Annotated in this window: 21 protein-coding genes; 8 read left to right on the top strand and 13 right to left on the bottom strand. The window is 64.9% G+C overall.

All coding sequences use genetic code 11. From position 1 onward, the window contains the following. Position 1 precedes the first annotated feature (1 nt). Both LDZ24_RS23180 and LDZ24_RS23185 read right to left on the bottom strand, forming a co-directional pair. Entirely contained in the window at positions 2-616 is a 615-nt protein-coding gene (locus tag LDZ24_RS23180) for a UbiX family flavin prenyltransferase (protein WP_206470480.1), read from the bottom strand. Continuing rightward, positions 609-2,102, bottom strand: coding sequence for a UbiD family decarboxylase (locus tag LDZ24_RS23185; protein ID WP_248323560.1), 1,494 nt, complete (start codon positions 2,100-2,102; stop codon positions 609-611). Before LDZ24_RS23185 ends, LDZ24_RS23180 begins: the two co-directional genes overlap by 8 nt. Positions 2,103-2,393: 291 nt before the next feature. Here LDZ24_RS23185 and LDZ24_RS23190 point away from each other — a divergent pair, with 291 nt between their 5' ends. Then, positions 2,394-3,317: a LysR family transcriptional regulator gene (locus tag LDZ24_RS23190; RefSeq protein ID WP_248323561.1), complete on the top strand. Its 924-nt coding sequence runs from the start codon at positions 2,394-2,396 to the stop codon at positions 3,315-3,317. 13 nt (positions 3,318-3,330) lie between these two features. Further along, positions 3,331-4,770, top strand: coding sequence for an aldehyde dehydrogenase family protein (locus tag LDZ24_RS23195; protein ID WP_248323562.1), 1,440 nt, complete (start codon positions 3,331-3,333; stop codon positions 4,768-4,770). A gap of 4 nt (positions 4,771-4,774) precedes the next feature. Here LDZ24_RS23195 and LDZ24_RS23200 read toward each other — a convergent pair whose 3' ends face one another. From LDZ24_RS23200 to hpnI, 5 genes are read right to left on the bottom strand one after another with little or no spacing between them, the layout of a single operon-like run. After that, positions 4,775-5,539 (bottom strand): hypothetical protein, encoded by a 765-nt coding sequence (locus LDZ24_RS23200; protein WP_248323563.1) that lies wholly within the window; start codon positions 5,537-5,539, stop codon positions 4,775-4,777. Between the two features lie 51 nt (positions 5,540-5,590). After that, positions 5,591-6,616: a lysylphosphatidylglycerol synthase domain-containing protein gene (locus LDZ24_RS23205; protein ID WP_248323564.1), complete on the bottom strand. Its 1,026-nt coding sequence runs from the start codon at positions 6,614-6,616 to the stop codon at positions 5,591-5,593. After that, positions 6,616-7,455 (bottom strand): hopanoid biosynthesis-associated protein HpnK, encoded by an 840-nt coding sequence (hpnK, locus tag LDZ24_RS23210; protein ID WP_248323565.1) that lies wholly within the window; start codon positions 7,453-7,455, stop codon positions 6,616-6,618. The genes LDZ24_RS23205 and hpnK overlap by 1 nt, the downstream gene beginning before the upstream one ends. A gap of 4 nt (positions 7,456-7,459) precedes the next feature. Beyond that, positions 7,460-8,884, bottom strand: a complete 1,425-nt coding sequence (hpnJ, locus tag LDZ24_RS23215; RefSeq protein WP_248323566.1) for a hopanoid biosynthesis associated radical SAM protein HpnJ — start codon at positions 8,882-8,884, stop codon at positions 7,460-7,462. 19 nt (positions 8,885-8,903) lie between these two features. After that, a complete protein-coding gene (gene hpnI / locus LDZ24_RS23220; RefSeq protein ID WP_248323567.1) occupies positions 8,904-10,157 on the bottom strand; it encodes a bacteriohopanetetrol glucosamine biosynthesis glycosyltransferase HpnI in 1,254 nt (417 codons plus the stop codon). Positions 10,158-10,456: 299 nt separating this feature from the next. Here hpnI and LDZ24_RS23225 point away from each other — a divergent pair, with 299 nt between their 5' ends. Beyond that, entirely contained in the window at positions 10,457-10,837 is a 381-nt protein-coding gene (locus tag LDZ24_RS23225) for a hypothetical protein (protein ID WP_248323568.1), read from the top strand. 158 nt (positions 10,838-10,995) lie between these two features. Then, positions 10,996-11,931, top strand: coding sequence for a diguanylate cyclase (locus LDZ24_RS23230; RefSeq protein WP_248323569.1), 936 nt, complete (start codon positions 10,996-10,998; stop codon positions 11,929-11,931). Positions 11,932-11,946: 15 nt separating this feature from the next. Here the strand turns inward: LDZ24_RS23230 and LDZ24_RS23235 are convergent, their stop codons facing one another. The 5 genes from LDZ24_RS23235 to LDZ24_RS23255 all read right to left on the bottom strand — a co-directional run bounded on the left by LDZ24_RS23235 (position 11,947) and on the right by LDZ24_RS23255 (position 18,087). Then, entirely contained in the window at positions 11,947-12,873 is a 927-nt protein-coding gene (locus LDZ24_RS23235) for an NAD(P)-dependent oxidoreductase (RefSeq protein WP_248323570.1), read from the bottom strand. A gap of 26 nt (positions 12,874-12,899) precedes the next feature. Continuing rightward, positions 12,900-14,135: an alpha-hydroxy acid oxidase gene (locus tag LDZ24_RS23240; protein ID WP_248323571.1), complete on the bottom strand. Its 1,236-nt coding sequence runs from the start codon at positions 14,133-14,135 to the stop codon at positions 12,900-12,902. A gap of 24 nt (positions 14,136-14,159) precedes the next feature. Continuing rightward, the gene (locus tag LDZ24_RS23245; RefSeq protein WP_248323572.1) at positions 14,160-15,464 is read right to left on the bottom strand and encodes an MFS transporter; all 1,305 of its coding nucleotides are present in this window, start codon (positions 15,462-15,464) and stop codon (positions 14,160-14,162) included. A 67-nt stretch (positions 15,465-15,531) separates the two neighbouring features. Beyond that, positions 15,532-16,455 carry a dihydrodipicolinate synthase family protein gene (locus tag LDZ24_RS23250; RefSeq protein ID WP_248323573.1) on the bottom strand — a complete coding sequence of 308 codons (924 nt, stop codon included), beginning with the start codon at positions 16,453-16,455 and terminating at the stop codon, positions 15,532-15,534. A gap of 57 nt (positions 16,456-16,512) precedes the next feature. Then, entirely contained in the window at positions 16,513-18,087 is a 1,575-nt protein-coding gene (locus LDZ24_RS23255; RefSeq protein WP_248323574.1) for a UxaA family hydrolase, read from the bottom strand. Between the two features lie 164 nt (positions 18,088-18,251). Between LDZ24_RS23255 and LDZ24_RS23260 the strand changes: the two genes are divergently transcribed. After that, a complete protein-coding gene (locus LDZ24_RS23260; protein WP_241270080.1) occupies positions 18,252-19,157 on the top strand; it encodes a LysR family transcriptional regulator in 906 nt (301 codons plus the stop codon). A gap of 65 nt (positions 19,158-19,222) precedes the next feature. Further along, entirely contained in the window at positions 19,223-19,705 is a 483-nt protein-coding gene (locus tag LDZ24_RS23265) for a GNAT family N-acetyltransferase (protein WP_248323575.1), read from the top strand. Positions 19,706-19,727: 22 nt separating this feature from the next. Here LDZ24_RS23265 and LDZ24_RS23270 read toward each other — a convergent pair whose 3' ends face one another. Further along, a complete protein-coding gene (locus tag LDZ24_RS23270; protein ID WP_248323576.1) occupies positions 19,728-20,144 on the bottom strand; it encodes an organic hydroperoxide resistance protein in 417 nt (138 codons plus the stop codon). Between the two features lie 270 nt (positions 20,145-20,414). Here LDZ24_RS23270 and LDZ24_RS23275 point away from each other — a divergent pair, with 270 nt between their 5' ends. Beyond that, on the top strand, positions 20,415-21,122 hold the full coding sequence (locus tag LDZ24_RS23275; RefSeq protein WP_248323577.1) for an SDR family NAD(P)-dependent oxidoreductase: 708 nt from the start codon (positions 20,415-20,417) through the stop codon (positions 21,120-21,122). Between the two features lie 24 nt (positions 21,123-21,146). After that, positions 21,147-21,383: a 4-oxalocrotonate tautomerase family protein gene (locus LDZ24_RS23280; RefSeq protein WP_248323578.1), complete on the top strand. Its 237-nt coding sequence runs from the start codon at positions 21,147-21,149 to the stop codon at positions 21,381-21,383.

Below are 21,383 nucleotides of genomic sequence, written 5' to 3' on the forward strand. Positions count from 1 at the left end.
GTCACTCCTTGCTCTCGGCGCGGCTGCCGAATTCATCGGCAAGACCGCTCCAGCGGCGCGCGATCTCGCCGTGCTCGATGCCGAACAAATCCAGAATGCGCCCGACCGTGTGATCGACCACATCGTCGATGGTCTTCGGATGCGCGTAGAACGCGGGCACGGGCGGCATCACGATGGCGCCCATTTCGGTTGCGAGCGTCATGTTGCGCAGATGCGCGAGGTTGAGCGGCGTCTCGCGCGCGACCAGCACGAGGCGGCGGCGCTCTTTGAGCATGACGTCGGCGGCGCGCGTCAGCAGGTTGTCGGCGAAGCCGTTCGCAACCGCGGCAAGCGTCTTCATCGAACACGGCGCAATCACCATGCCGTCGCTCAGAAACGAACCGCTCGCCACCGCCGCGCCGATATCGCGCACGTTATGCACGACATCAGCGAGCGAATCGAGGTCGGCGCGCGTGAGGCCGAGTTCCTGCGCCGCCGTCACCGCGCCCGATGCCGAGACGATCAGATGCGTCTCGTGCGTGCCGAGCCGGCGAAGCGCGGCGATGAGACGCACGCCGATCACCGCGCCGCTCGCGCCCGAGATGCCGACGACGATGCGCTTCTTTCGCTCAGCCATGATCGCGCGCGAGGTAGGCGTCGAGCGCGCTGTTGTCATTTGCGACGAGCGCATCAAGATCGACCGTGTCTTGCCCCGGAATCCGCACGCGCGTGAAGACGTGCGCCGGATAGCCGACCGGGCGCGTGGCGTCGAGACCCATCTTCGCGCTCACGCCTTGCAGATGCGCGGGTGCGTCTTCAGGCAGGCCGACCGTCGTCGAAGGATCGAGCGGCGAGCCTTGCGCGCCCGCTACCACCACGAGATCGCGGTCGGCCTGAAAGCGCGTGGCGATCGCCCATTCGATTTCGGCGGGATCGTGCACGTCCACATCCGTATCCACGACGACGACCTGCTTGATGTCGTAGTGCGCGCCGAACGCGCAGAGAATCACATTCTTCGCCTCGCCTTCGCGCTTCTTGTCGAACTGCACCCACAGGTGATAACGGCACACGCCGCCTACGGAAAGATGCACGTCCCTAACGGAAGGATGGCTGCGCTGAAGATGCGCGAGCAGCGTGGCTTCGCGCGGAATCGCGCCGAGCAGCAGATGCTCCATCTCGGCCGGCACGATCGTATGAAAAATCGGGTCGCGCCGATGCGTGACCGCCGTCACTTCGATGACTTCGCGCGATTCCTTTGCGCTGTAGTACTTCGGAAACTCGCCGAACGGGCCTTCCGGCTCGCGCACGTTCGGCAGAATGCGCCCTTCGATGATGATCTCCGCGAACGCCGGCACATGCACGCCGTTCGTCACGCACGACACGACCGGCAGCGGCGCGCCGTGCAGCGCGCCCGCGATCTCGAGCTCGTCGTGATCGATCGGCGTGATGGCTTGCGACGCGAGCATCGTCAGCGGATCGACGCCGATGGCGACCGCCACGTCGAGCGCATCGCCCGCTTCTTCGGCGGCGCGCTGGAATGCGTACAGATGGCGCGGCAGCAGCAGAATCGCCATGCGGTCGCGGCCGTGCACCTGAATGCGGTTGATGGAGACGTTCTGCACGCCCGTGCGCGGATTGCGCGCGATCACGAGACCCGCCGTGATGTAGGGGCCGTTGTCGTGCTCGCTGTGCGTGGGAATCGGCAAGAGCGCGTGCAAGTCGATGCCGTTCGTATGCACCACTTGCTGGCACGGCGCGTCGTCACGCTCGATCACTTTCGACGCGAGCGGCGCCGCGGCCGCAGCGGAAAATCGCGCGAGCAGTCCGGCTTCTTCGACGCCCATCGCTTCGGCGATCCATGCGCGCTTCGCCATGAAGCCGCTCACGACCGGCACTGAATGTCCGCCCGGACGCGTGAAGAAGGCCGCCTGCGTGCCGTCGAGCCGCTTGGCGATGGCCGCGAGTTCATGTTCGAGCGCGACGGGCTTGTCGATGGTCGCGACACGTCCAGTCTTCGCGAGATGCGCGAGCCAGTCGCGCAGCGAGAGCGAGCCCGCATCGGCGCCCTGGCGGCCCCATGCAAATTTGGAAATGCCGTTCGTTGCGGCATCGCGTGAGTTCATTGGTGTCTCCATCCGTTGCCTGCCGTTGACTGGAAATGCCGCAGCAAGCGCATGGTTGAAGCGTAGCGAGATCACTCCATAAGTTCTAATACTGTTTTCTGATGCGCCGGATCATCGGGTCTTATATCGGTGTTAGCCCCGATGACAGCGTTCTTACAGTTACGTATCAATAGATGCCTTTCACACGCCGCCCAGTCGGGCGCTGCTTCGCGCGATGCACTCAGGCCGCGTTTGACGCATAGTGATAACTCGACGCAGGCCTATTAGCGTTGCTGATGAGGATGGGATCAGATGGACCTCAAGCAAATCCAGTACTTCATCGCGCTCTTCGAAGACGGATCGGTCACGCGCGCGGCTAAACGGCTCAACATCGTGCAGCCCGCGTTGAGCATGCAGATCGCCAAGCTCGAAGACGAACTGCATCAGCAACTCTTCGAACGTGGCGCGCACGGCATGGCGCCGACCGCGGCGGGACGGCTCATGTATCGCCTCTTTCTACCGATCATGCGCGACCTCGCGCACGCGCGGCAGCAACTCGTGCAGCGCGATGAAGTCGTGACGGGGCACGTGGGCATCGGCCTGATCGCGTCGGTCACGGAGAGCGTGCTCGCCGACTCGCTCTCGCGTTTTCATGCGCGTTATCCGGATGTCGAAGTGACCGTCGCCGATGGCTACAGCGCGACGTTCATCGACTGGGTGGCGGGCGGCCAACTGGATGCGGCGATCATCAACAAGCCGCGCGCGCGTCTTTCGCTCGATTCGCGCCCGCTGCTGGACGAAGAGATGGTGCTCGCGACGAGCGCCGTGCACGGCCCCGACTTGCCGCACGCGATCGAACTGGCGCAGTTGCCCGAACTCGAACTCGTGCTGCCGACCAAGCGCCACGGTCTGCGCGGCGTGCTCGACAGCGCCGCGCAACATGAAGACGTGCTGCTCGCGCCGCGCTTTGAGATCGACGTGCTCTCCACTATTCTCAAGCTCGTCGAGCACACGCGCTTTGCGACGATTCTTCCGCGCATCGTGGTGGAACGCGCCGCGCGGCACGGCACCTTGCGCGCGTGCCCGATTCTCGCGCCGCGCATCGTGCGCCATATCGTGTGCGTGAGTCATCCGCGCCGGCCGTTGAGCGCGGCAGCCGAGGCGTTGATCGCGATCATCGGCGACGAACTGCACCAAGCATCGAATACTTCGGTGTCCGATACACTAACCGAATGAAGGAACGAACACGATGAACGCATTGCACTGGATCGGCGGCGAATGGACCGGCACGCCCACGCTCGACAGCATCGACCCCGCGACGGGCGAAGCCATCGGCCAATACGCCGACGGCGGCGCGCACGAAGCGGACGCCGCCATCGCCGCCGCGCGCCATGTGTTCGACCGCACGACGTGGGCGCAGGACGCGCGCTTGCGCCAGGACGTGCTGCTCGCGTGGGCCACGGCGCTCGAACAGCAGCGCGATTCGCTCGCGACGCTGCTCACGCGCGAGAACGGCAAGCCGATTGCGCAATCGCGCGGCGAGATCGCGGGCGCTATATCAGAGGTGCGCTATTACGCGGGGCTCGCGCGGCATATCGCGGGTCACGTGCTCGAACCGGAACCGGGCACCCTCTCCACGATGCTGCGCGAAGCCGCTGGCGTCGCGGCGATCATCGTGCCGTGGAACGCGCCGGCCGTGCTGCTCGTGCGCTCGCTCGCGCCCGCGCTCGCGGCAGGCTGCACGGCGGTCGTGAAGCCGGCCTCGCAGACGTCGCTCGTCACGGCCGCGATGCTACGCTGCTTCGAGCACACCGCGTTGCCCAAGGGCGCTGTCAATCTCGTGAACGAACAGGCGCACGCCGCCAGTCAGCGGCTCGCGGATTCGCACGGCGTGGACGTGGTGAGCTTCACGGGATCGACCGCGACGGGCAAGAAGATCATGGCCGCAGCGGCGGACAGTATGAAGAAGCTCTCGCTCGAACTCGGCGGCAAGTCGTGCTGCCTGGTGTTCGACGATGCCGACATCGCCGCGATCGCGCCGCGTCTCGCGCGCGCCGCAACCATCATCTCCGGTCAGCAATGCACGGCCGCGCGTCGCGTGCTGGTGCATGCGTCGCGCGCGGCCGACATGCGCGAGCATCTCGCGGGCGCGCTCGCCGCGCTGAACGTGGGGCCCGGCATCGATCCGGCGACGGATATCGGCGCGCTCATCGATGCGCCCACGCGCGATTCGGTGGACCGCACCATCGAACGCGCATGCGACGTGGCGGATCGCGTGCTGTTGCGCGGCGCACGCTCCGGTCACGCGTTTCTTTCGCCGACGCTCGTCGAGCACGGCGACCCGAAGGCGTTCTTCTGCCAGGACGAGATCTTCGGGCCGTTCGTCACGCTGGAAGTGTTCGAGAGCGAGCAGGAAGCGCTCGCGAAGGCCAATGACACGGTCTTCGGCCTGTCAGCGAGCGTGTGGACGCAAGACGGCCCGCGCGCCTTTCGCATGGCGCGTGCACTGCGCAACGGCACGGTCTGGATCAACGACCACAACAAGCTCTTCGCGGAAGCGGAAACCGGCGGCTACCGGCAAAGCGGCCTCGGGCGTCTGCATGGCTACGACGCGCTCGCCGACTTCACCGAGATCAAGCATATCTGCATGCCGTCCGGTGTCGCGGAAGGCATTGCTCCGTTGCGCTGACACGCTACGAAAGCGATCGGCGTTCGCGCGCCTGCGCCTTCGTCATCCATGCGACGCAGACGGCCATGAACGCCAGCAGAATCAACGACGCCCACAGGCGGCTCATCGCGAGACCGCCCTGCGCGACTGGTTTGTCGAAGAAGTCGCCGAGCGTCGCGCCGAGCGGCCGCGTCAGGACGAACGCCGCCCAGAACAACAGCGTGCGGGACAGCGCGGTCCAGAAGTACAGCGCCGCGACGCACGCGAGCAGTCCGCCGAACAGGAGCGCGCCGCCTTCGTACCCGAGCGCGAGGCCGCCGCGGTCGTCACCTGCGATCCAGTCACCGAGGGCCGTGCCGAGCGTTTGCGAAAAGAGGATCGTCACCCAATAGAACCATTCGACGCGCGGCGTGTTCACGGTGTCCACCGACACGCTGCCTTCCACGCGATACCACACCGCGAGGCTCAACACCAGGCATGCGGAGACGATCGCCACGCCGCCCGGATAGCCGAGGCCGAGCGAACGGTCGGCGAAGTCGGCGAGCGTGGTGCCGAGCGTCGTCGTCGCGACGATGGTGGCCCAGTAGAGAATCGGGTGAAAGCCGCGCGCCTTCACCTGCGCCGTCACGAACCCGACGAACAACAACGCGAAGATCGCCGAGCCGATCAGATAGCCGAGATTGAGCGACATGGACACCCAATCGCCGCCCGTTTCGCCGAGTGTCGTCGCGGCAATCTTCACGATCCAGAAGAAGAACGTGATGTGTGGAACTTTGGATTCACTTTTCATTAGGACACCTTCCTGTTTCATGTGTTGCAGTATTATTGGAGCGACTCGGCGTTACGCCGACAAGTTCGCGCGATCCTCGCGCGCGGCGCTTTTCGTCGTGCCGTGCGCGCGGCGCACGCGCTCGGCGACGAGCCACGATGCGAGCGCGAGCCCGCCCGACAGCACTTCGCGCATGCGCTTGACGAGCGCGAGCGACAGCGCCGCCTCGGTGCCGATGCCGGCGAGCTGGCTCGTCAGCACGATGGCGGCATCCTGCACGCCGACGCCGAGCGGCACGAAAAAGGCCACATGCCGCGCAATTTGCGCAACGGCTTCGATGGCGACGGCATCGGAGAGCGTCACGGGCACGCCCATCGCCCAGAGCGCGAAGAAATTCTCGAGCGCGCCCGCGGCCTGCCCCGCGAGTTGCCACGCGAGCGCGGCGAGCCACGCGCGCGGACGTTGCGCGAGCGCGCGCAGGGCGGCATCGAGCCGTCGCGAATGGCCCGCGCGCAACAGCGGACTGTGGCCGAGCACGCGCCGCGCAAGCGCCATCAGCACATCGAACGGCGCGCCGCGGCGCAGCCACCAGGCGCATGCGGCGAGCGCCGCGAGCGTCGCCGCGCTCGCCGCTGCCAGCGGCCACAACGCGCGATGCAACGCGACCGAATGCGCAAGCGCCGCAATGCCGAAAATCGCGAATATCGCCTGCATGCCTAACGTGGCGAGCACTTCGACGATCACCGACGCGATGACCGCCGACGAATCGCGCAGCTTCCAGCAGGCGAGCCGCACGCCGACCACTTCGCCGCCCACGCTCGCGACCGGCAGCAGGCGGCTCACGCCATCGCGTACCGTCGCAATCCACCATACGAAGCGGTACGGCACGGCGCGCGCAAGCAGAATCCACCAGCCGAGCGCATCGAGCGCGAGCGGCAACGCGCGATACAGCACGAGCAGAAGCAACGGCAGCCATGCGTGCATGATCCGCTGGCTCGCGTGACCAATGCTCTCGCGCAGCGTGTAGACGATCACGGTTGCCAAGATGAGCGCGAGCACGCCCGGCCACGCCGTGGCGGCGGCCTTGCGTAGCGACATCACGCGCGCCCCGCGCCGAATACGTCGGAGAAGCCGCCAAGCGCGACGCCGCGCGCACGCGCCGCCGCGAGCGCCTGGCTCACGCGCGGCGACAGAAGCGCGTCGAGTTCGTCGGCGTGCCGGTAGTCGCGCATCGAAGCCGTGATCGGCGTATCGCCCGCCACCGCAGGATGACAGTAGATCTCGCCGACTCGCCCATCGTTCGCGTCGATGCCGGCGAGCGCGGCGAGCCACGCGGCTTCGTCCAGGCGCCCCGTCTGCGCCATGCCGACCACGTAGTCGTTATGCGCGATTCCCGCGCGCGCGAGACGCCGGCGCGTCAGCGCCATCCACGGCTTGAGCCACAACGGGGCGCTCGCCTCCGATGGCAGGCGCATCGCGCGCATGCCGTATTCGCGGCCGATCGAGAGTATCAGCGAAAGCACCACGGGATGCACATGCAGATGCTTGTGCGTGTTCACGTGGTCGAGCGCCAGCCCGGTCGCGCGAAACGCGTCGAACTGCGCGCGGATTTCCTCGGCAAGCTGACGGCGCACATGGGGAAGCAACGCATAGCGAAGGCCGTCTTTCAGCGGCGCATCGCGCATCCATCCGCTTTCGTCGGTCAACGCGGGAATCCGCGACGCGCCGAGCGTCGAGAGTCCATCGGCCAGCACCACATGCAGTCCCACGCGAAGCGACGGACACTGCCGCGCGCGCTCGACGGCGTCGCGCGCGGCGGGTGCCGCGACCATCAGGCTCGCGCACGCGAGGACGCCTTCGCGATGCGCGCGGATCACCGCCTCGTTGACGCGCTCGTGCAGGCCGAAGTCGTCGGCGGTGACGATCAACGCTCGCATGCGCTCACGCCTCGTGCGCCCGCAAGAAGCGGAAGAATTCCACCCCTTCGCGCAAGCGGCGCTTCATCATGTCCCAGCTCGTCAGCATTTCGCGCACGATCTCCCAGATCTTCGACGGGCGGAAATAGAACCGCTTGTAGAAGCGTTCGAGCTCGTGATAGATGTCCTCGCGCGACAGGTGCGGATAGCCGATCGCCGCAAGCTGCACGCCTTCCTTGCTGACGAGATTGATGACCTTGTTTTCGGCGAGCCAGCCGTTATCGACAGCCTGCTGATAGAGCGTCGTGCCCGGATAAGGCGCGGCGAGCGAAACCTGGATCGTATGCGGATTGATCTCCTTCGCATACCGAATCGTTTTCTCGATTGTCTCTTTCGTTTCGCCCGGCAAGCCGAGAATGAACGTGCCGTGCACCTTGATGCCGAGCTTGCGGCAATCGTCCGCGAAGCGCCGCGCGATGTCGGTTCGCAAGCCCTTCTTGATGTTGAGCAGAATCTGGTCGTCGCCGGATTCATAGCCCACGAGCAAGAGCCGCAGGCCGTTTTCCTTCATGATCTTCAACGTCGAATACGGGACGTTGGCCTTCGCGTTGCACGACCACGTCACGCCGAGCTTGCCCAGACCGCGGGCAATCTCTTCCACGCGCGGCTTGAAATCGGTGAACGTGTCGTCGTCGAACATGATCTCCTTTACTTCCGGCATGTTGTCGCGAATCCACTTCACTTCTTCGAGTACGTTCTCGACCGAACGCACGCGATAGCGATGCCCGCCCACCGTCTGCGGCCACAGGCAGAACGTGCAGCGCGAACGGCACCCGCGCCCCGTATAGATGGACACATACGGATAGTTCAGATAGCCGATGAAGTAGTTCTTGATGTTCAGATCGCGTTTGTAGACGGGCGCGACGAACGGCAGCTCGTCCATGTTTTCGAGGATCGGGCGCGCTTCGTTATGCTCGATCGAGCCGTCCTCGTTGCGCCACGACAGCCCCTTGATCGACGCGAACGGCAGGCCCTCGGCGACTTCCTTGCAGGTGTAGTCGAATTCCTCGCGGCATACGAAGTCGATCGCTTCGCTCGCGGTCAGCGAATTATGCGGATCGACCGCCACCTTCGCGCCGACCATGCCGATCAGCACCGACGGCTTGCGTTCTTTCAGATGCTCGGCGAAGAGCGCATCGGTCGGAAAGGACGGCGTGCTCGTATGGATGATGACGAGGTCGTATTGCGCGGCGATCGCGAGCGTTTCCTCGACGGACAGGCCGTCGGCGGGCGCGTCGAGCACGCGGCTTTGCGGCACGAGGGCGGCGGGCTGAGCAAGCCACGTCGGATACCAGAACGAGCGTATCTCGCGCTTGGCCTGGTAGCGCGATCCCGCGCCGCCGTCGAAGCCGTCGAAGGACGGGGCCTGAAGAAAGAGCGTCTGCTTCATGATGCGAAGTCCTGTGAATTCATGACGGGTCGTATGGGCTGTCGGACGAGCTGGTTTCGTACGCATCGCGCTTCGCGGCCGACGCATCGAGCGGCACGCGCACGCCGCGCCACATCACGCTCGAACCGAACAGCGCAGCGAACCAGGCGAGCCACATCAGCGCGTCGCGCAGTGGAATGAGCGGCAGGTCGCGCCAGAACGCGCCCCACGACCGCGCGCTGCGCGAGTGCAGCAAGAGGCGCGCGCTGATACCGAGCGACGTGCTGATATCGACGATAGCATCAGCAGTGGATTGTGCGAGGTCCGTGCCGCTCGTGTCGAAAGAAAAGCCGAGAATCGCGCTCGCCAGAAGCCACGGCGATGCAAACGTAATGCACAAGAAAGCGAAACCCAAGGGATTGATCGAACGGATGGTGCGTAGCCAGCGCGTCTCGCGCCGCCACAATGAAGCGAAATCGTCCTCGATGACATCGGTCGTGACGACGACATCGGACAGCACCGTGCGCAAGCCGATGACGCGCGCCCGCTCGGCGAGCCAGAAATCGTCGGCGAGGCAGTCGCGCAAGGCTTCGAGGCCGCCTATCTTCTGAAGCGTCTCGCGTGTCAGCGCGAGCGTCGCGCCGAAGCCGAAGCGCCCGTAGCCGAGCGCGTTCGCGACATACACGGACGGCGCGAACCATTCGTCGATGAAGAGGCCGCCGAGTCTCGCCCACATGCCGCCGACGCAGCGCGCCCGATAAAGGCACGTGACGACGCCCACGCCCGGGTCGGCAAGCGGCGCGGTCACGCGCATCAGGTAGTCCGGTTGCACCGCGATATCGCTGTCCGCGATCACGATCACATCATGCTTCGCGTGTCGCGACAGATTGATGAGATTCGCGACCTTGCGGTTGCTGCCATGCGGCGTTGCGTCGATGACGAGTTCGATGTCGCGCTCGGGGTAAGCCCGCGCGAGCCGCCGCACGACACTCGCCGCGGCATCCGACGCGTGCGCGACGCCGAACAGGAGTTGATATGAGGGATGAGTCTGCGCGCAAAACGTTTGAAGGTTCGCGTAGAGACGGGGCTCCGCGCCGCATAGCGGCTTCAGGATGCTGACCGGCGCGACGTGATCGGCGCTCGTGCAATCGGCGCTCGTGGGATCGTCGCTTTGCAACGCCACTGCGGTGCGCCGGCCGCCGTGCAGAAGCGCAGCGAGCGCCGCATGACAGGTCGCCGCGACACACAGGCCAATGACCAGCCACATCCATACGGGAATGAGATGCGCTGTCATGCGTGTCTCGGCCGCATTGAGTGAAGTACGGATCGTCGCACCGCGGCAGTGACCATTGAATGACCGGTAGGCGTGGTTGAACTCGGCACCGCCTGAGCGGCTTCACGGGATGCCTTTCGTCTGAGCGAAATCGGCGGACTCAGCGGGATATAGTGCGTGGCTCAAGCTTATGCAATGCTTAAGTAACAGCGGCTGCGTGTGACCGATATCAGGCAATAATGAGTCAGCCGTTCGCGTGCCTGATCGCGGCACGACGCTTGCGCGCAATGCTCCCGTATGCATCCAGTGGGAGATTCGAAATGAAATCGAGACTTGCAGTGACTGCGCTTCTGATCGCACTGACAGGCGGCGTGAATGTCGCCAGCGCGGCCGGCGCGGGTGGTGGCATGATCGGCGGCGCGGCGGGCGGGGCCGTGGGCGGAACGAGCGGCGCGGGCACGGGGACGAACGGCGTCAACGGACTGTCCGGCGCGACCGGCGCGAACACATCGGGGCCGAGCGACGGCGCCGGCATGACGCGCGGCGGCGGCATCGGCGGCGCGAATGACGGCACCATGAACGCAGCGCCGGGCAGGGGCGGCATGCAGCCGCCGGGCGCGACGCGCAACATGTCCTCCGGCGTGACGAGTCCGCAGAACACGCCTTCGCCGGGCGGCGGCGGATCGCGCGGCGGATGGTAAGACGCGCGTTCGCTTCCATGCATCAGGCCAGCGCGGTTCGCGCCGCGCTGGCGTAACGCATGTTCGTTTTGTCGGGGTCTCGATAGAAGCCGTCAGCGGGTAGAATAATCTGAAGTTCTCCCGCCCGCCCGGGCATCCGCAAGTCGTTGCCGACACCGATGCTTGTCCCTATCAAGCCTGCGAACGAAAGCGAGCGCATCGCCGCCCTGCGCGCACTGAATATCCTCGATACCGCGCCCGAAGAGCGCTTCGACCGCCTGACGCGGCTCGCCAAACGCCTGTTCGACGTGCCCATCGCGCTGGTGAGTCTCGTCGACGAAAATCGCCAGTGGTTCAAGTCATGCACCGGCCTCAAGACGCGTCAAACACCGCGTGATGTTTCGTTCTGCGCACATGCCATCGGCGGCAGCGACGTGTTGATCGTGCCCGATGCCCGCGCCGACGCGCGCTTCGACGACAATCCGCTCGTCGTCGGCCCGCCGTTCATCCGCTTTTATGCGGGCTATCCGCTCAGCCTGCCCAATGGCGCGAAGCTCGGCACGCTGTGTCTCATCGACCAGCAGCCGCGCGCGTTCGGCGAGGAAGACCGCCGGCTCTTGCGCGACCTCGGCCGCATGGCGGAACAGGAAATGGCCGCGCTGCAACTCGCGACCATCGACGAACTCACGCTGCTGTCCAACCAACGCGGCTTCGAGACGCTCGCGCAACATACGCTGAACGTTTGCAAGCGGCTCGCGCGCGAGGCCACGCTGCTTCTGATCGACCTGGACGGGTTTCGCGAGATCAACGATACCTACGGGCACGCCGAAGGAGACCGCGCGTTACAGACCTTCTCCGACGTGCTGCGCGATGTGCTCGCCGAGAGCGACGTGATCGCGCGACTGAGCGGCGACGAGTTCGCCGTGCTGCTCACCGACACGAGCGCCGAGGACACCGACGACTTGATCGAACGGCTGCGCCACACGCTGCGTCAACGGGAAGCGCGCGTGCATCGTGGTTACGCGATCGGCTTTAACGTGCGGCAGACGCAGTTCGATCCGGCGCTTCATCGCAGCATGGCGGACCTGCTGGCCGAAAGCGGCTTCGGCGAGTAAGCCCGCCGCAATCTGTCAGCCGTTTTGTTTCTTGCCGTTCAACTCGGCAACGACGTCGAACATGTGCGGCACGTATTCGTCGCCGTGGCCGAGGTTGATGCCGAGCACGTAGATCTGGCGCACGGCTTCGGCGAGTATCGCGGTCGATGAATACGAGGCCGCAAGCTGGCTATACGAGCGCATGTCTTTCGCGGCATTTCGGATTGCGAACTGTTGTCCGCTGTCGTCGCCTTCGAGCAGATACGGCACGATGCGGTCGAAAGTCTTGCTATGCGCGCCGCTCAGACGGCACACCGCCGCGAATTCATGCAGGTTCAACTGCGCTTTCGCGGCCGTGCCGAACGCTTCAGCGAGAATCGCGGCGTTCGCCTGCGCAATGAAGTTGTGAATGAGCTTCGCGCGATAGCCCGATCCGTGCGCGCCCAGATGATGCACCGTCTCCCCGTACGCAGCCATGAGCGGCCGCACGCGTTCCAGCACCGCTGCATCGCCGCCTACCAGCACGTTGAGCCGGCCCTCGCGCGCTTCCTTCGGCGTGCGGTTCACGGGCGCATCGAGGAACGCCGCGCCCTTCTCGGCGAATGCGCTGGCCGCCTCGGCGGCGAAATCCGCATCGGCCGTCGTGCTGTCGATCACGATCAAACCGTCGTGCGCGCCCGCGAGCAGGCCGTCTTCGCGAAACACGGCATCGCGCACATGCGGCGTGCCCGTGACGCATACGATCACCACATCGACGTTGCGCGCGAGTTCGGCGGCGCTGCCGAGTTCGGTCGCGCCTTGCGCGACCAGTTCTTCGAGCGCCTGACGGCTGCGGTGCCCCACCACCGAGAGCTTGAATCCCTTCTTCATGACCTGCGAGGCGATGGCGCTGCCCATCAGTCCCAATCCGATCATGCCGACGCGTTCGATGCGCGCGGCAGATGCCGTTTCGTTCAGGCTCATGTTGTTCGTGTCCTTTGACGTTACGCTTAGAGGGTGACAGCTTCCTGCATCGGTTGCGGCGCGCGTGCCTGTATCGGCTCTGCGTTGCGCCGGGTCCATTGCAGATAGCGCGTGTCCAGTTCGGCCATGCTTTTGCAACCCAGTAGACCGATAACGCGATCCACTTCCGTCTTCAATATCTCGATGGCGCGGTCCACGCCCGCGCGACCGCCCGCCGCGAGACCCCACGTCGTCGCGCGACCGAGGAGTACCGAATCCGCGCCGAGCGCCATCGCCTTCACGATGTCGGAGCCGCGCCGGAAGCCGCCATCGAGCATCACGGCGAGACGCCCGTTCACTTCGGCGACGACTTCGGGCAGCACTTCCAGCGCCGCCACCGATCCGTCGAGTTGCCGCCCGCCGTGATTCGATAGCACGATGCCGTCCGCGCCCACGGACACGGCGCGCGCCGCGTCTTCCGGATGAATGAGCCCCTTGATGATGAGGCGTCCCGGCCAGCGATCACGCAGCCAGCGGATATCGTTCCACGACAGCGAAGGATCGAGTTCCTTCGCGAGCGCCGAGGCCGCGCCGCGCACGCTGTCTTGTCCGGGCGGCAGCAGATCGCCGAGATTCGCGAACTTCGGCATGCCGCCGGGCCAGAGCACATCCATCATCCAGCGCGGATGCGCGAGCACGTCGAGCGTATTGCGCAGATCGAGCTTCAGCGGACGCGCGTAGTTGCGCAAGTCCCATTCACGCTTGCCATAGATCGCGCTGTCGGTGGTGACGACGAGCGCCTCGACTTGCGCTTGCTTCGCGCGTTCGGCGAGCTTCGCGACGAAGTCCCGCGTGCGATACATGTAGACCTGCATCCACGCGCGCCCGCCAGCGCTCGCCACCACGCGTTCGAGCGGCACCGTCGAGGCATTGCTGAGAATGAACGGGATGCCTGCGGCAGCCGCCGCGCTTGCAAGCGTGATATCGCCTTCGCGCGAGAGCAGACCGCTGAAACCCGTCGGCCCGATCATGAACGGCGCAGCGCTGCGCCGCCCGAAGAGATCGATGCCGATGTCCCGCTTCGACACATCCACGAGCGAGCGCGGCCTGAAAGCGATATCCGCGAACACCGAGCGATTGCGCAGCAGCGTGGCTTCCTCTTCCGCGCCGCCTTCCACGTACTCGAAACAGAAGTTGGGCACGCGCCGCTGCGCCATGCCGCGAAGCTCCTCGATGCTGTGCGCGCGGCGCGGATCGTTACCCGTATAAAGACGACGTTGCACGACTGCTCTCCTGCTCGTTTCTGCTTATACCGGCAGCTTGCGTTGATAGTTGATGTTGAGTACCGACACCACCTGGAACACGGCCACCGCCACGAAGAACATCAACGCGAGGAAATACGAGCCCGTCGTCTGCACGATATAGCCGATGAAGATCGGCACGAAGATCCCCGCGATATTGCCGACGAAGTTCATGATGCCGTTGAGCGTGCCAGTGCGCGCGCGCGTCGCGAGCATCGCGGGCGTCGCCCAGTTGCAGCCGCCGTTCCAGCGCAGGAAGAAGAGCGCGACGCACAGCAGGGTCACGACGAGGAACGGTGTCTTCACGAAGGCGACGCCGAGCATCGACAACGCGACGGCCGCCGCGCCGATGATCATCATCGAGCGATACACGACGTTCGCACTCGCGCCCGACGCCTTCCACTTGTCGGCGAGCTGACCGCCGAGCACTTCGCCCACGAAGCCGCAGAAGAAGATCAGGAACGTCGCGCCGCCCAGCGACTTCAGATCGAAGCCGTGGACCTTGAAGAGGTACGTCGGCAGCCACGTCATCAGCCCGAAGAAGATCAGGTTGGTGCAGGTATGGCTCAGGCACATGCCCCACACCGACCGGTACGCGAAGAAGCGAAACAGCGATCCGCCCGCCGCGACCTTCGGCTCGTTCGCGTCTTCCTCGGCGTGCGCGCGTTCGATGTACGCGGCCTCTTCCTCGCTGATCGACGGATGCTCGCGCGGCGTATTGCGGATATACCACCACGCCCACACGCCGCACAGGATCGTGCCGACGCCCGCGACCACGAACGCCGCGCGCCACGAGCCGAGCAACGTCATCAGTGTTGCCACGACGATCGCGCCGACGCCCGAACCGAGCGCGCTGCCGCCATCCAGCAGCGCCGCGCCGCGCGTCTTCTCGTTCTGCGTAAGCCACAGTGCATTCAGCTTGCCGCCGCCCGGATAGATCGGCGCTTCCGTCACGCCGAGGCCCAAGCGCGTCAGCAACAACAGGAACCAGCCGGTACTGAGCGCGCCGAGCGCCTGAAAGAAGCCCCAGCCGACGGTCGCGACCGCGATCAGCGCGCGCGGCTTCAGGCGGTCCGCCAGCATGCCCGACGGAACCTGCATGAACAGATAGGTCCAGAAAAAGGAGCTCAAGATGAGACCCTGCCGTTCCGGCGTCAGGTCGAACTCCTGCGAGATGGCGGGCATCGCCACCGAAAGCGCCGCACGGTCGATATAGTTGATGGACACGAGCATCAGCAGCAGAAGGAAAATCTTCCACCGCACATTCGTCATCTTCACGGCTTGCACACGACTACTGCTCGACACATCCATTGTCCGTCTCCTAACCAGTCTTATATTTCAGGCGAGCGGAATCGCTCGCTCGTCATGCTTGAGTGCTTCAGTGGCCCCAGCGCAGCACCAGCGGATCGAGCCGGCGCGCGACTTCGAGCAAGCCTTCGCGCGTCTTCGGGTGCACAGACGCAAACGGGTGACGCACCGCGTCCGAGCCGATCACGCCGCCTTCCTTCATCAGGATCTTGCAGGCCGCGAGTCCGCACTGGCGGTTCTCGTAGTTGATGAGCGGAAGCCACTGCTGATAGAGCAATGCTGCCTGTTCCTTGTCGCCGCTCACGTAGGCATCGACGATCTTGCGGATGCCGTCCGGATAGCCGCCGCCTGTCATCGAGCCGGTCGCGCCCGCTTCGAGGTCGGGCATCAGCGTGATGGCTTCTTCGCCGTCCCACGGACCCACGACGCTGTCGCCGCCGAGTTCGATCAGCTCGCGCAGCTTCGAGGCAGCCTGCGCCGTTTCGATCTTGAAGTACGCGACGTTCTCGATCTCACGCGCCATGCGTGCGAGAAACGGCGCGGAGAGCGGCGTGCCCGCCACCGGCGCGTCTTGAATCATGATCGGAATGCCGATCGCATCCGACACCTTGCCGAAGAACTCGTAGATGCCCTTCTCGGTCACGCGGATGGTCGCGCCGTGATACGGCGGCATCATCATGACCATCGCGGCGCCCGCATCCTGCGCGGCGCGGCTGCGGCGCGCGCAGACGTCGGTGCTGAAGTGCGTCGTCGTGACGATCACCGGCACGCGGCCGGCCACGTGCTCCAGCACCACGCGCATCACCGTGTCGCGCTCTTCATCGGACAACGCGAATTGCTCGGAGAAGTTCGCGAGAATGCACAGGCCGTTGGAACCGGCATCGATCATGAAGTCGACGCAGCGCTTCTGGCCTTCGAGGTCCAGTTGTCCCGCCTCGTCGAAAATCGTCGGAACGACGGGAAAGACACCGCGGTATGAGGTCGTATTATTCATAGTTAGGAATGCGATGGTTAAGGGTTGAGTACGGGATAACCGGACTTCCATGCGCCTTCAGGTGATCGCGCCGATTTGCCAGGGCACGAATTCGTTCTGGCCGTAGCCGTGAATCTCGCTGCGGGTGCGCTTGCCCGATGCCGTGTCGAGCATCAGCTTGAAGAGGGCTTCGCCCATTTCCTCGATGCTCTTCTCGCCGCTCAAAATCGGGCCGCAGTTCAGGTCCATGTCTTCCTGCTGGCGGTTCCAGAGCGCGTCGTTCGTCGCGATCTTGAGCGAAGGCGACGGCGCGCAGCCGTAGGCCGAGCCGCGTCCCGTCGTGAAGCAGATGAGGTTCGCGCCGCCTGCCACCTGCCCTGTCGCGGAGATCGGGTCGTAGCCGGGCGTATCCATGAACACGAGGCCCTTCGCATCTACGCGCTGCGCGTACTCGTACACTTCGACGAGATTCGTATTGCCCGCCTTCGCGATGCCGCCGAGCGACTTTTCGAGCACGGTGGTCAAGCCGCCGGCCTTGTTGCCCGCCGACGGATTGTTGTTCATCGCGGCGCGGTTGCGCGCGCAATAGTCTTCCCACCAGTGAATGCGCGCGACGAGCTTTTCGCCGACCTCGCGATTGATCGCGCGGCGCGTGAGGAGATGCTCCGCGCCGTAGATCTCGGGCGTTTCGGAGAGAATCGCGGTGCCGCCGTGCGCCACGAGCAAGTCCACCGCTGCGCCGAGCGCGGGATTCGCGGAGATGCCCGAATAGCCATCCGAGCCGCCGCATTGCAGTCCGACGATCAGGTGCGATGCCGGCACCGGCTGGCGCTCCACGCGGTTCGCGGAAGCGAGCATGCCCTTCACCACCTCGATGCCGTGCGCGACCGTCTTCGCGGTGCCGCCGGTTTCCTGGATGCTGAACGTCTGGAGAAACGGCGCTTCGGTGAGGCCCTGCGTTTCCAGAATGCGCGAAATCTGGTTCGTCTCGCAGCCGAGGCCGATCACGAGGACGCCCGCGAAGTTCGCATGCGTCGCATAGCCGCCGAGCGTTCGCTGCAGCATGGCGAGCCCTTCGCCTTCGGGATCCACCGCGCAGCCCGCGCCGTGTGTCAACGCGACGACGCCGTCCACGTTCGGATAAGCTGCGAGGCTCGCGGGGTTCGTGTCGCGGCGAAAGTGATCGGCAATTGCGCGGGCGACGGTCGCCGAGCAGTTGACCGAGGTCAGAATGCCGATGTAATTGCGCGTCGCCACGCGGCCGTCCGGACGCACGATGCCGTCGAACGTGGCGGGCGTCTTCGCGTATTGCGTGGCGCGGGCGCTTGCGCTGAACGCGTAGTCGCGATCGAATTCGCCCATCGCCACGTTATGCGTGTGAACGTGCTCGCCCGGCGCAATGGCGCGGCTCGCGAAGCCGATGATCTGGCCGTAGCGCCGCACGGCTTCACCTTCATCGATGGCGCGCGTCGCCATCTTGTGGCCCGGCGGAATCAGTCCGGATACGGTGATGTCTTCGTCGGGGAGCCGCGCCCCGCCGACGAGCTGCTCTCGCGCGATGACGACGTCGTCGTCACGGTGCAGGCGAATAACGGGGGATCGTGGCCGGGCTTCGTCGAGCCGGCCAGTGCTGTTCTGGCTTGCGTTCTGCATGATGTGAACCCGTGACGGGTTTCTCGAGTGTCGTCTCCGAGACCGACTATACGGTTGCCGGACGCGGCATGTATATTGAATTGTTTCCATCCCCCGATCACTTCTCCTACTTGCCCCGCGACTCGCCGATGAACACGGTCCAGATGCTGCTGTCGAGACTCAGAATGAAACAGCTTCAATTGCTGATTGCGCTCGACGAACACAAGTCGCTGCACAAGGCCGCGGCGGTGCTGGCCGTCACGCAATCGGCGGCGAGCAAGGCGTTGCATGAACTGGAGGCGCTATTCGACACGCCCCTCTTCGAGCGCTCGGCGAGCGGCATGCTGCCGAATCAGTACGGGCATCGCGTCATTCAATACGCGCGGCTCCTGACCACGGACTTGACGCTCTTGTGTCAGGACATCGCGGAGATTCAGTCGGGGCGCGGCGGACGTCTTGCCATCGGCGCGATCATGGGCGCGATTCCGGCTGTCGTCGTGCCCGCGCTCGATGCGTTGCACGCGGACCAGCCGCATGTGTCGGTGGAAATCGTCGAGGACACGAGCGCGCGCATGCTGCTGCAACTCGATGAAGGGGTTCTCGATCTCGTGATCGGCAGATCGGCGGTCAGCGAACAGCCTTCGAAATACCGCTACTGGAAGCTCGCCGACGAGCCGCTCTCGGTGGTGGTCGGCTACCGGCATGCGACGAAGTCGCGCAGCCACGTGGAGATGCGCGATCTCGCGCATTGCCGCTGGGTCACGTACCCGAGCCAGATGCCATTGCGCGAACTGCTGGAACGCGAGATGGACCTCGCGGGCGTCGCCATGCCCGCCAACACGATCTCGACCGCATCCACGTTCGTCACGGTCGCGCTGCTCAATCAGAGCAAGGACCTCGTGTCCGTGCTGCCCACCGATATCGCGAACTTCTTCGCGCAGCACAAGATGCTGCGCATTCTTCCGGTGACGTTGCGCTCGCCTTCGCAGACGTACGGCATCGTGACGCGCAAGACCGGCGTGCTCTCGCCGATGGCCGAACGCTTCATCGCGCTGCTCACCAGCCGAACGCGCGTTTCGAACGCCTCATAAGACGGCGGGACCGGGGTTTGCTCGACTCGTCCGGGCCACTGTAGACAAGCCGAGGAGCCCCCGCCGTGACGCCCTTTGAGACAGCCATTCTTGTCCGACGTGAAGACCCGTGGTCGCTGGAAGCGCAGTCCCTGCTCGACGAACTGAGCGCCATGCTCGCCGTGTTTTCCGGCGACGGCGGCCAGAGCCGCTTCTCCCCGGAAGATGCGTGTTCGGCGCGCGGCGCATTCGTCGTCGCGCGAACCACGCAGGGTCTCGCGCTCGGATGCGGCGCGTTCCGGCGCTTCGATTACGGGGTGGCCGAACTCAAACGCATTTACAGCAGGCCGAATACGCGCGGCGTGGGCAAGGCGATTCTGTCGCAGCTCGAAGCGGATGCGGCTGCGGTCGGCTATCACACGCTGCTGCTCGAAACGCGCTCGTTCAACCGGCGCGCCATTGAGTTCTATCAGCGTAACGGCTTCACGCCGACTGGCCGTTACGGCATCTACGTTCATCAGCCCGACGCCTGCTGCTTCGAGAAGACCATCGGCGTCAAAGCTGATTAGCGCGGTACCCGCCGCGCCTCGCTCAGACGAGGTTGATCTCTACTTCGATGTTGCCGCGCGTCGCCTTCGAATACGGGCAGGTTTCGTGAGCAGCATCGACGAGCGCGCGCGCCACGTCGGGTTGCACGCCGGGCAGGCTCACGTTCAGGCGCGCGCCGAGCAAGTAGGCGTCGCCTGTCATGCCGAGATCCACTTCCGCGTCCACGGACAAGTCAGGCGGCAGTGTCATCTTCAGCTTGCGCGCCGCGAGCCCCATTGCGCCGATGAAACACGCCGACCAGCCCGCCGCGAAGAGTTGCTCCGGGTTGGTGCCCTTGCCCGCGCTGCCGGGCGACGACAAGTCGATGTCCAGGCGGCCGTCGGAGCTGCGCGCCGTGCCGTCGCGCCCGCCGGACGTGTGGGTCTTTGCCGTGTACAGCACTTTTTCGATCTTGGACATGATGTTTTCCTCAATGAATGGAAGGCCGCTATTTAGATCGCATGCGATCTAATCGGTTGCGCCATACTGCTTGATCGGTTCGGGGGTGTCAATTGCTTTTGCTTAAGCCGGCAATAGCCGCCTCTTGTTCCTCTTGTTCCCCATACGCAATAGTGTTTGTCCGCCGTGGGTGTTCGCGGCGCGGCGGCGCGCGCCTACAGTGAGCCTCCATCGGATCCGTCGATTCGAACGGCAAGACAGCCGACACACTCACACCGTCAGAGGCTCATCATGAATGCAGGCAAAGTGGTCATCGTCACAGGCGCGTCGCAAGGCATCGGCGCCGAAACCGTGAAGGCTTTTCGCGAACGCGGCCATCGTGTCATTGCGACTTCGCGTTCCATCGGCGAATCAGCCGACGAAAATCTGGTCACCATTGCCGGCGATATCGCCGATGCCGGCACGGCCGAGCGCATCGTCGCGACCGCCATCGAACGATTCGGGCGCATCGACACGCTGGTCAACAACGCGGGCATTTTTATCGCCAAGCCGTTCACGCAATACACGCCGGAAGACTACGCAGCGATCCAGCGCGTGAACGTGGACGGCTTCTTTCACATCACGCAGCGCGTCATCGCGCAGATGCAGGAAGCGGGCAGCGGGCATATCGTCACGGTGACGACGAGCCTCGTCGATCACCCGATCAGCGGCGTGCCTTCGGTGCTCGCTTCGCTCACGAAAGGCGGCCTGAACGCGGCGACGAAATCGCTCGCCATCGAGTACGCTCGTTCGGGCGTGCGGGTGAACGCGGTATCGCCGGGCGTGATCAAATCGCCGATGCACCCCGAAGAGACGCACGCCGCGTTGTCGGCGCTGCATCCGGTGGGCCGCATGGGCGAGATGAGCGACGTGGTCAATGCGATCCTCTTTCTCGACGATGCCCCGTTCGTCACGGGCGAGATCCTGCACGTCGATGGCGGCCAGAGCGCGGGGCATTGAGTCGTCATTTCACAGGAGTCTGATATGCCTATCGTCACCATTCAGGTCACGCGCGAAGGCACGCAGCCCGGCGCGAATGCGATTACCGCCGAAGAAAAGGCGCGGCTGATCGCGGGCGCAAGCCAGCTATTGCTCGACGTGCTGCACAAGCCGCTCGAAGCGACGTTCGTCGTGATAGAGGAAGTGGAGCTGGAAAACTGGGGCTGGGGCGGACTGCCGGTGCAGGACTACCGCAAGAAGCTCGCGGACAAGGCCGGATGA

The organism is Caballeronia sp. Sq4a (assembly GCF_023170545.1).
GTDB lineage: Bacteria > Pseudomonadota > Gammaproteobacteria > Burkholderiales > Burkholderiaceae > Caballeronia.

What these genes read in the sequence shown, in the direction of transcription:
- LDZ24_RS23180 (WP_206470480.1), bottom strand. Translation starts at nt 616, where the DNA reads ATGGCTGAGCGAAAGAAGCGCATCGTCGTCGGCATCTCGGGCGCGAGC.
- LDZ24_RS23185 (WP_248323560.1), bottom strand. Translation starts at nt 2,102, where the DNA reads ATGAACTCACGCGATGCCGCAACGAACGGCATTTCCAAATTTGCATGG.
- LDZ24_RS23190 (WP_248323561.1), top strand. Translation starts at nt 2,394, where the DNA reads ATGGACCTCAAGCAAATCCAGTACTTCATCGCGCTCTTCGAAGACGGA.
- LDZ24_RS23195 (WP_248323562.1), top strand. Translation starts at nt 3,331, where the DNA reads ATGAACGCATTGCACTGGATCGGCGGCGAATGGACCGGCACGCCCACG.
- LDZ24_RS23200 (WP_248323563.1), bottom strand. Translation starts at nt 5,539, where the DNA reads ATGAAAAGTGAATCCAAAGTTCCACACATCACGTTCTTCTTCTGGATC.
- LDZ24_RS23205 (WP_248323564.1), bottom strand. Translation starts at nt 6,616, where the DNA reads ATGTCGCTACGCAAGGCCGCCGCCACGGCGTGGCCGGGCGTGCTCGCG.
- hpnK (WP_248323565.1), bottom strand. Translation starts at nt 7,455, where the DNA reads ATGCGAGCGTTGATCGTCACCGCCGACGACTTCGGCCTGCACGAGCGC.
- hpnJ (WP_248323566.1), bottom strand. Translation starts at nt 8,884, where the DNA reads ATGAAGCAGACGCTCTTTCTTCAGGCCCCGTCCTTCGACGGCTTCGAC.
- hpnI (WP_248323567.1), bottom strand. Translation starts at nt 10,157, where the DNA reads ATGACAGCGCATCTCATTCCCGTATGGATGTGGCTGGTCATTGGCCTG.
- LDZ24_RS23225 (WP_248323568.1), top strand. Translation starts at nt 10,457, where the DNA reads ATGAAATCGAGACTTGCAGTGACTGCGCTTCTGATCGCACTGACAGGC.
- LDZ24_RS23230 (WP_248323569.1), top strand. Translation starts at nt 10,996, where the DNA reads ATGCTTGTCCCTATCAAGCCTGCGAACGAAAGCGAGCGCATCGCCGCC.
- LDZ24_RS23235 (WP_248323570.1), bottom strand. Translation starts at nt 12,873, where the DNA reads ATGAGCCTGAACGAAACGGCATCTGCCGCGCGCATCGAACGCGTCGGC.
- LDZ24_RS23245 (WP_248323572.1), bottom strand. Translation starts at nt 15,464, where the DNA reads ATGGATGTGTCGAGCAGTAGTCGTGTGCAAGCCGTGAAGATGACGAAT.
- LDZ24_RS23250 (WP_248323573.1), bottom strand. Translation starts at nt 16,455, where the DNA reads ATGAATAATACGACCTCATACCGCGGTGTCTTTCCCGTCGTTCCGACG.
- LDZ24_RS23255 (WP_248323574.1), bottom strand. Translation starts at nt 18,087, where the DNA reads ATGCAGAACGCAAGCCAGAACAGCACTGGCCGGCTCGACGAAGCCCGG.
- LDZ24_RS23260 (WP_241270080.1), top strand. Translation starts at nt 18,252, where the DNA reads ATGAAACAGCTTCAATTGCTGATTGCGCTCGACGAACACAAGTCGCTG.
- LDZ24_RS23270 (WP_248323576.1), bottom strand. Translation starts at nt 20,144, where the DNA reads ATGTCCAAGATCGAAAAAGTGCTGTACACGGCAAAGACCCACACGTCC.
- LDZ24_RS23275 (WP_248323577.1), top strand. Translation starts at nt 20,415, where the DNA reads ATGAATGCAGGCAAAGTGGTCATCGTCACAGGCGCGTCGCAAGGCATC.
- LDZ24_RS23280 (WP_248323578.1), top strand. Translation starts at nt 21,147, where the DNA reads ATGCCTATCGTCACCATTCAGGTCACGCGCGAAGGCACGCAGCCCGGC.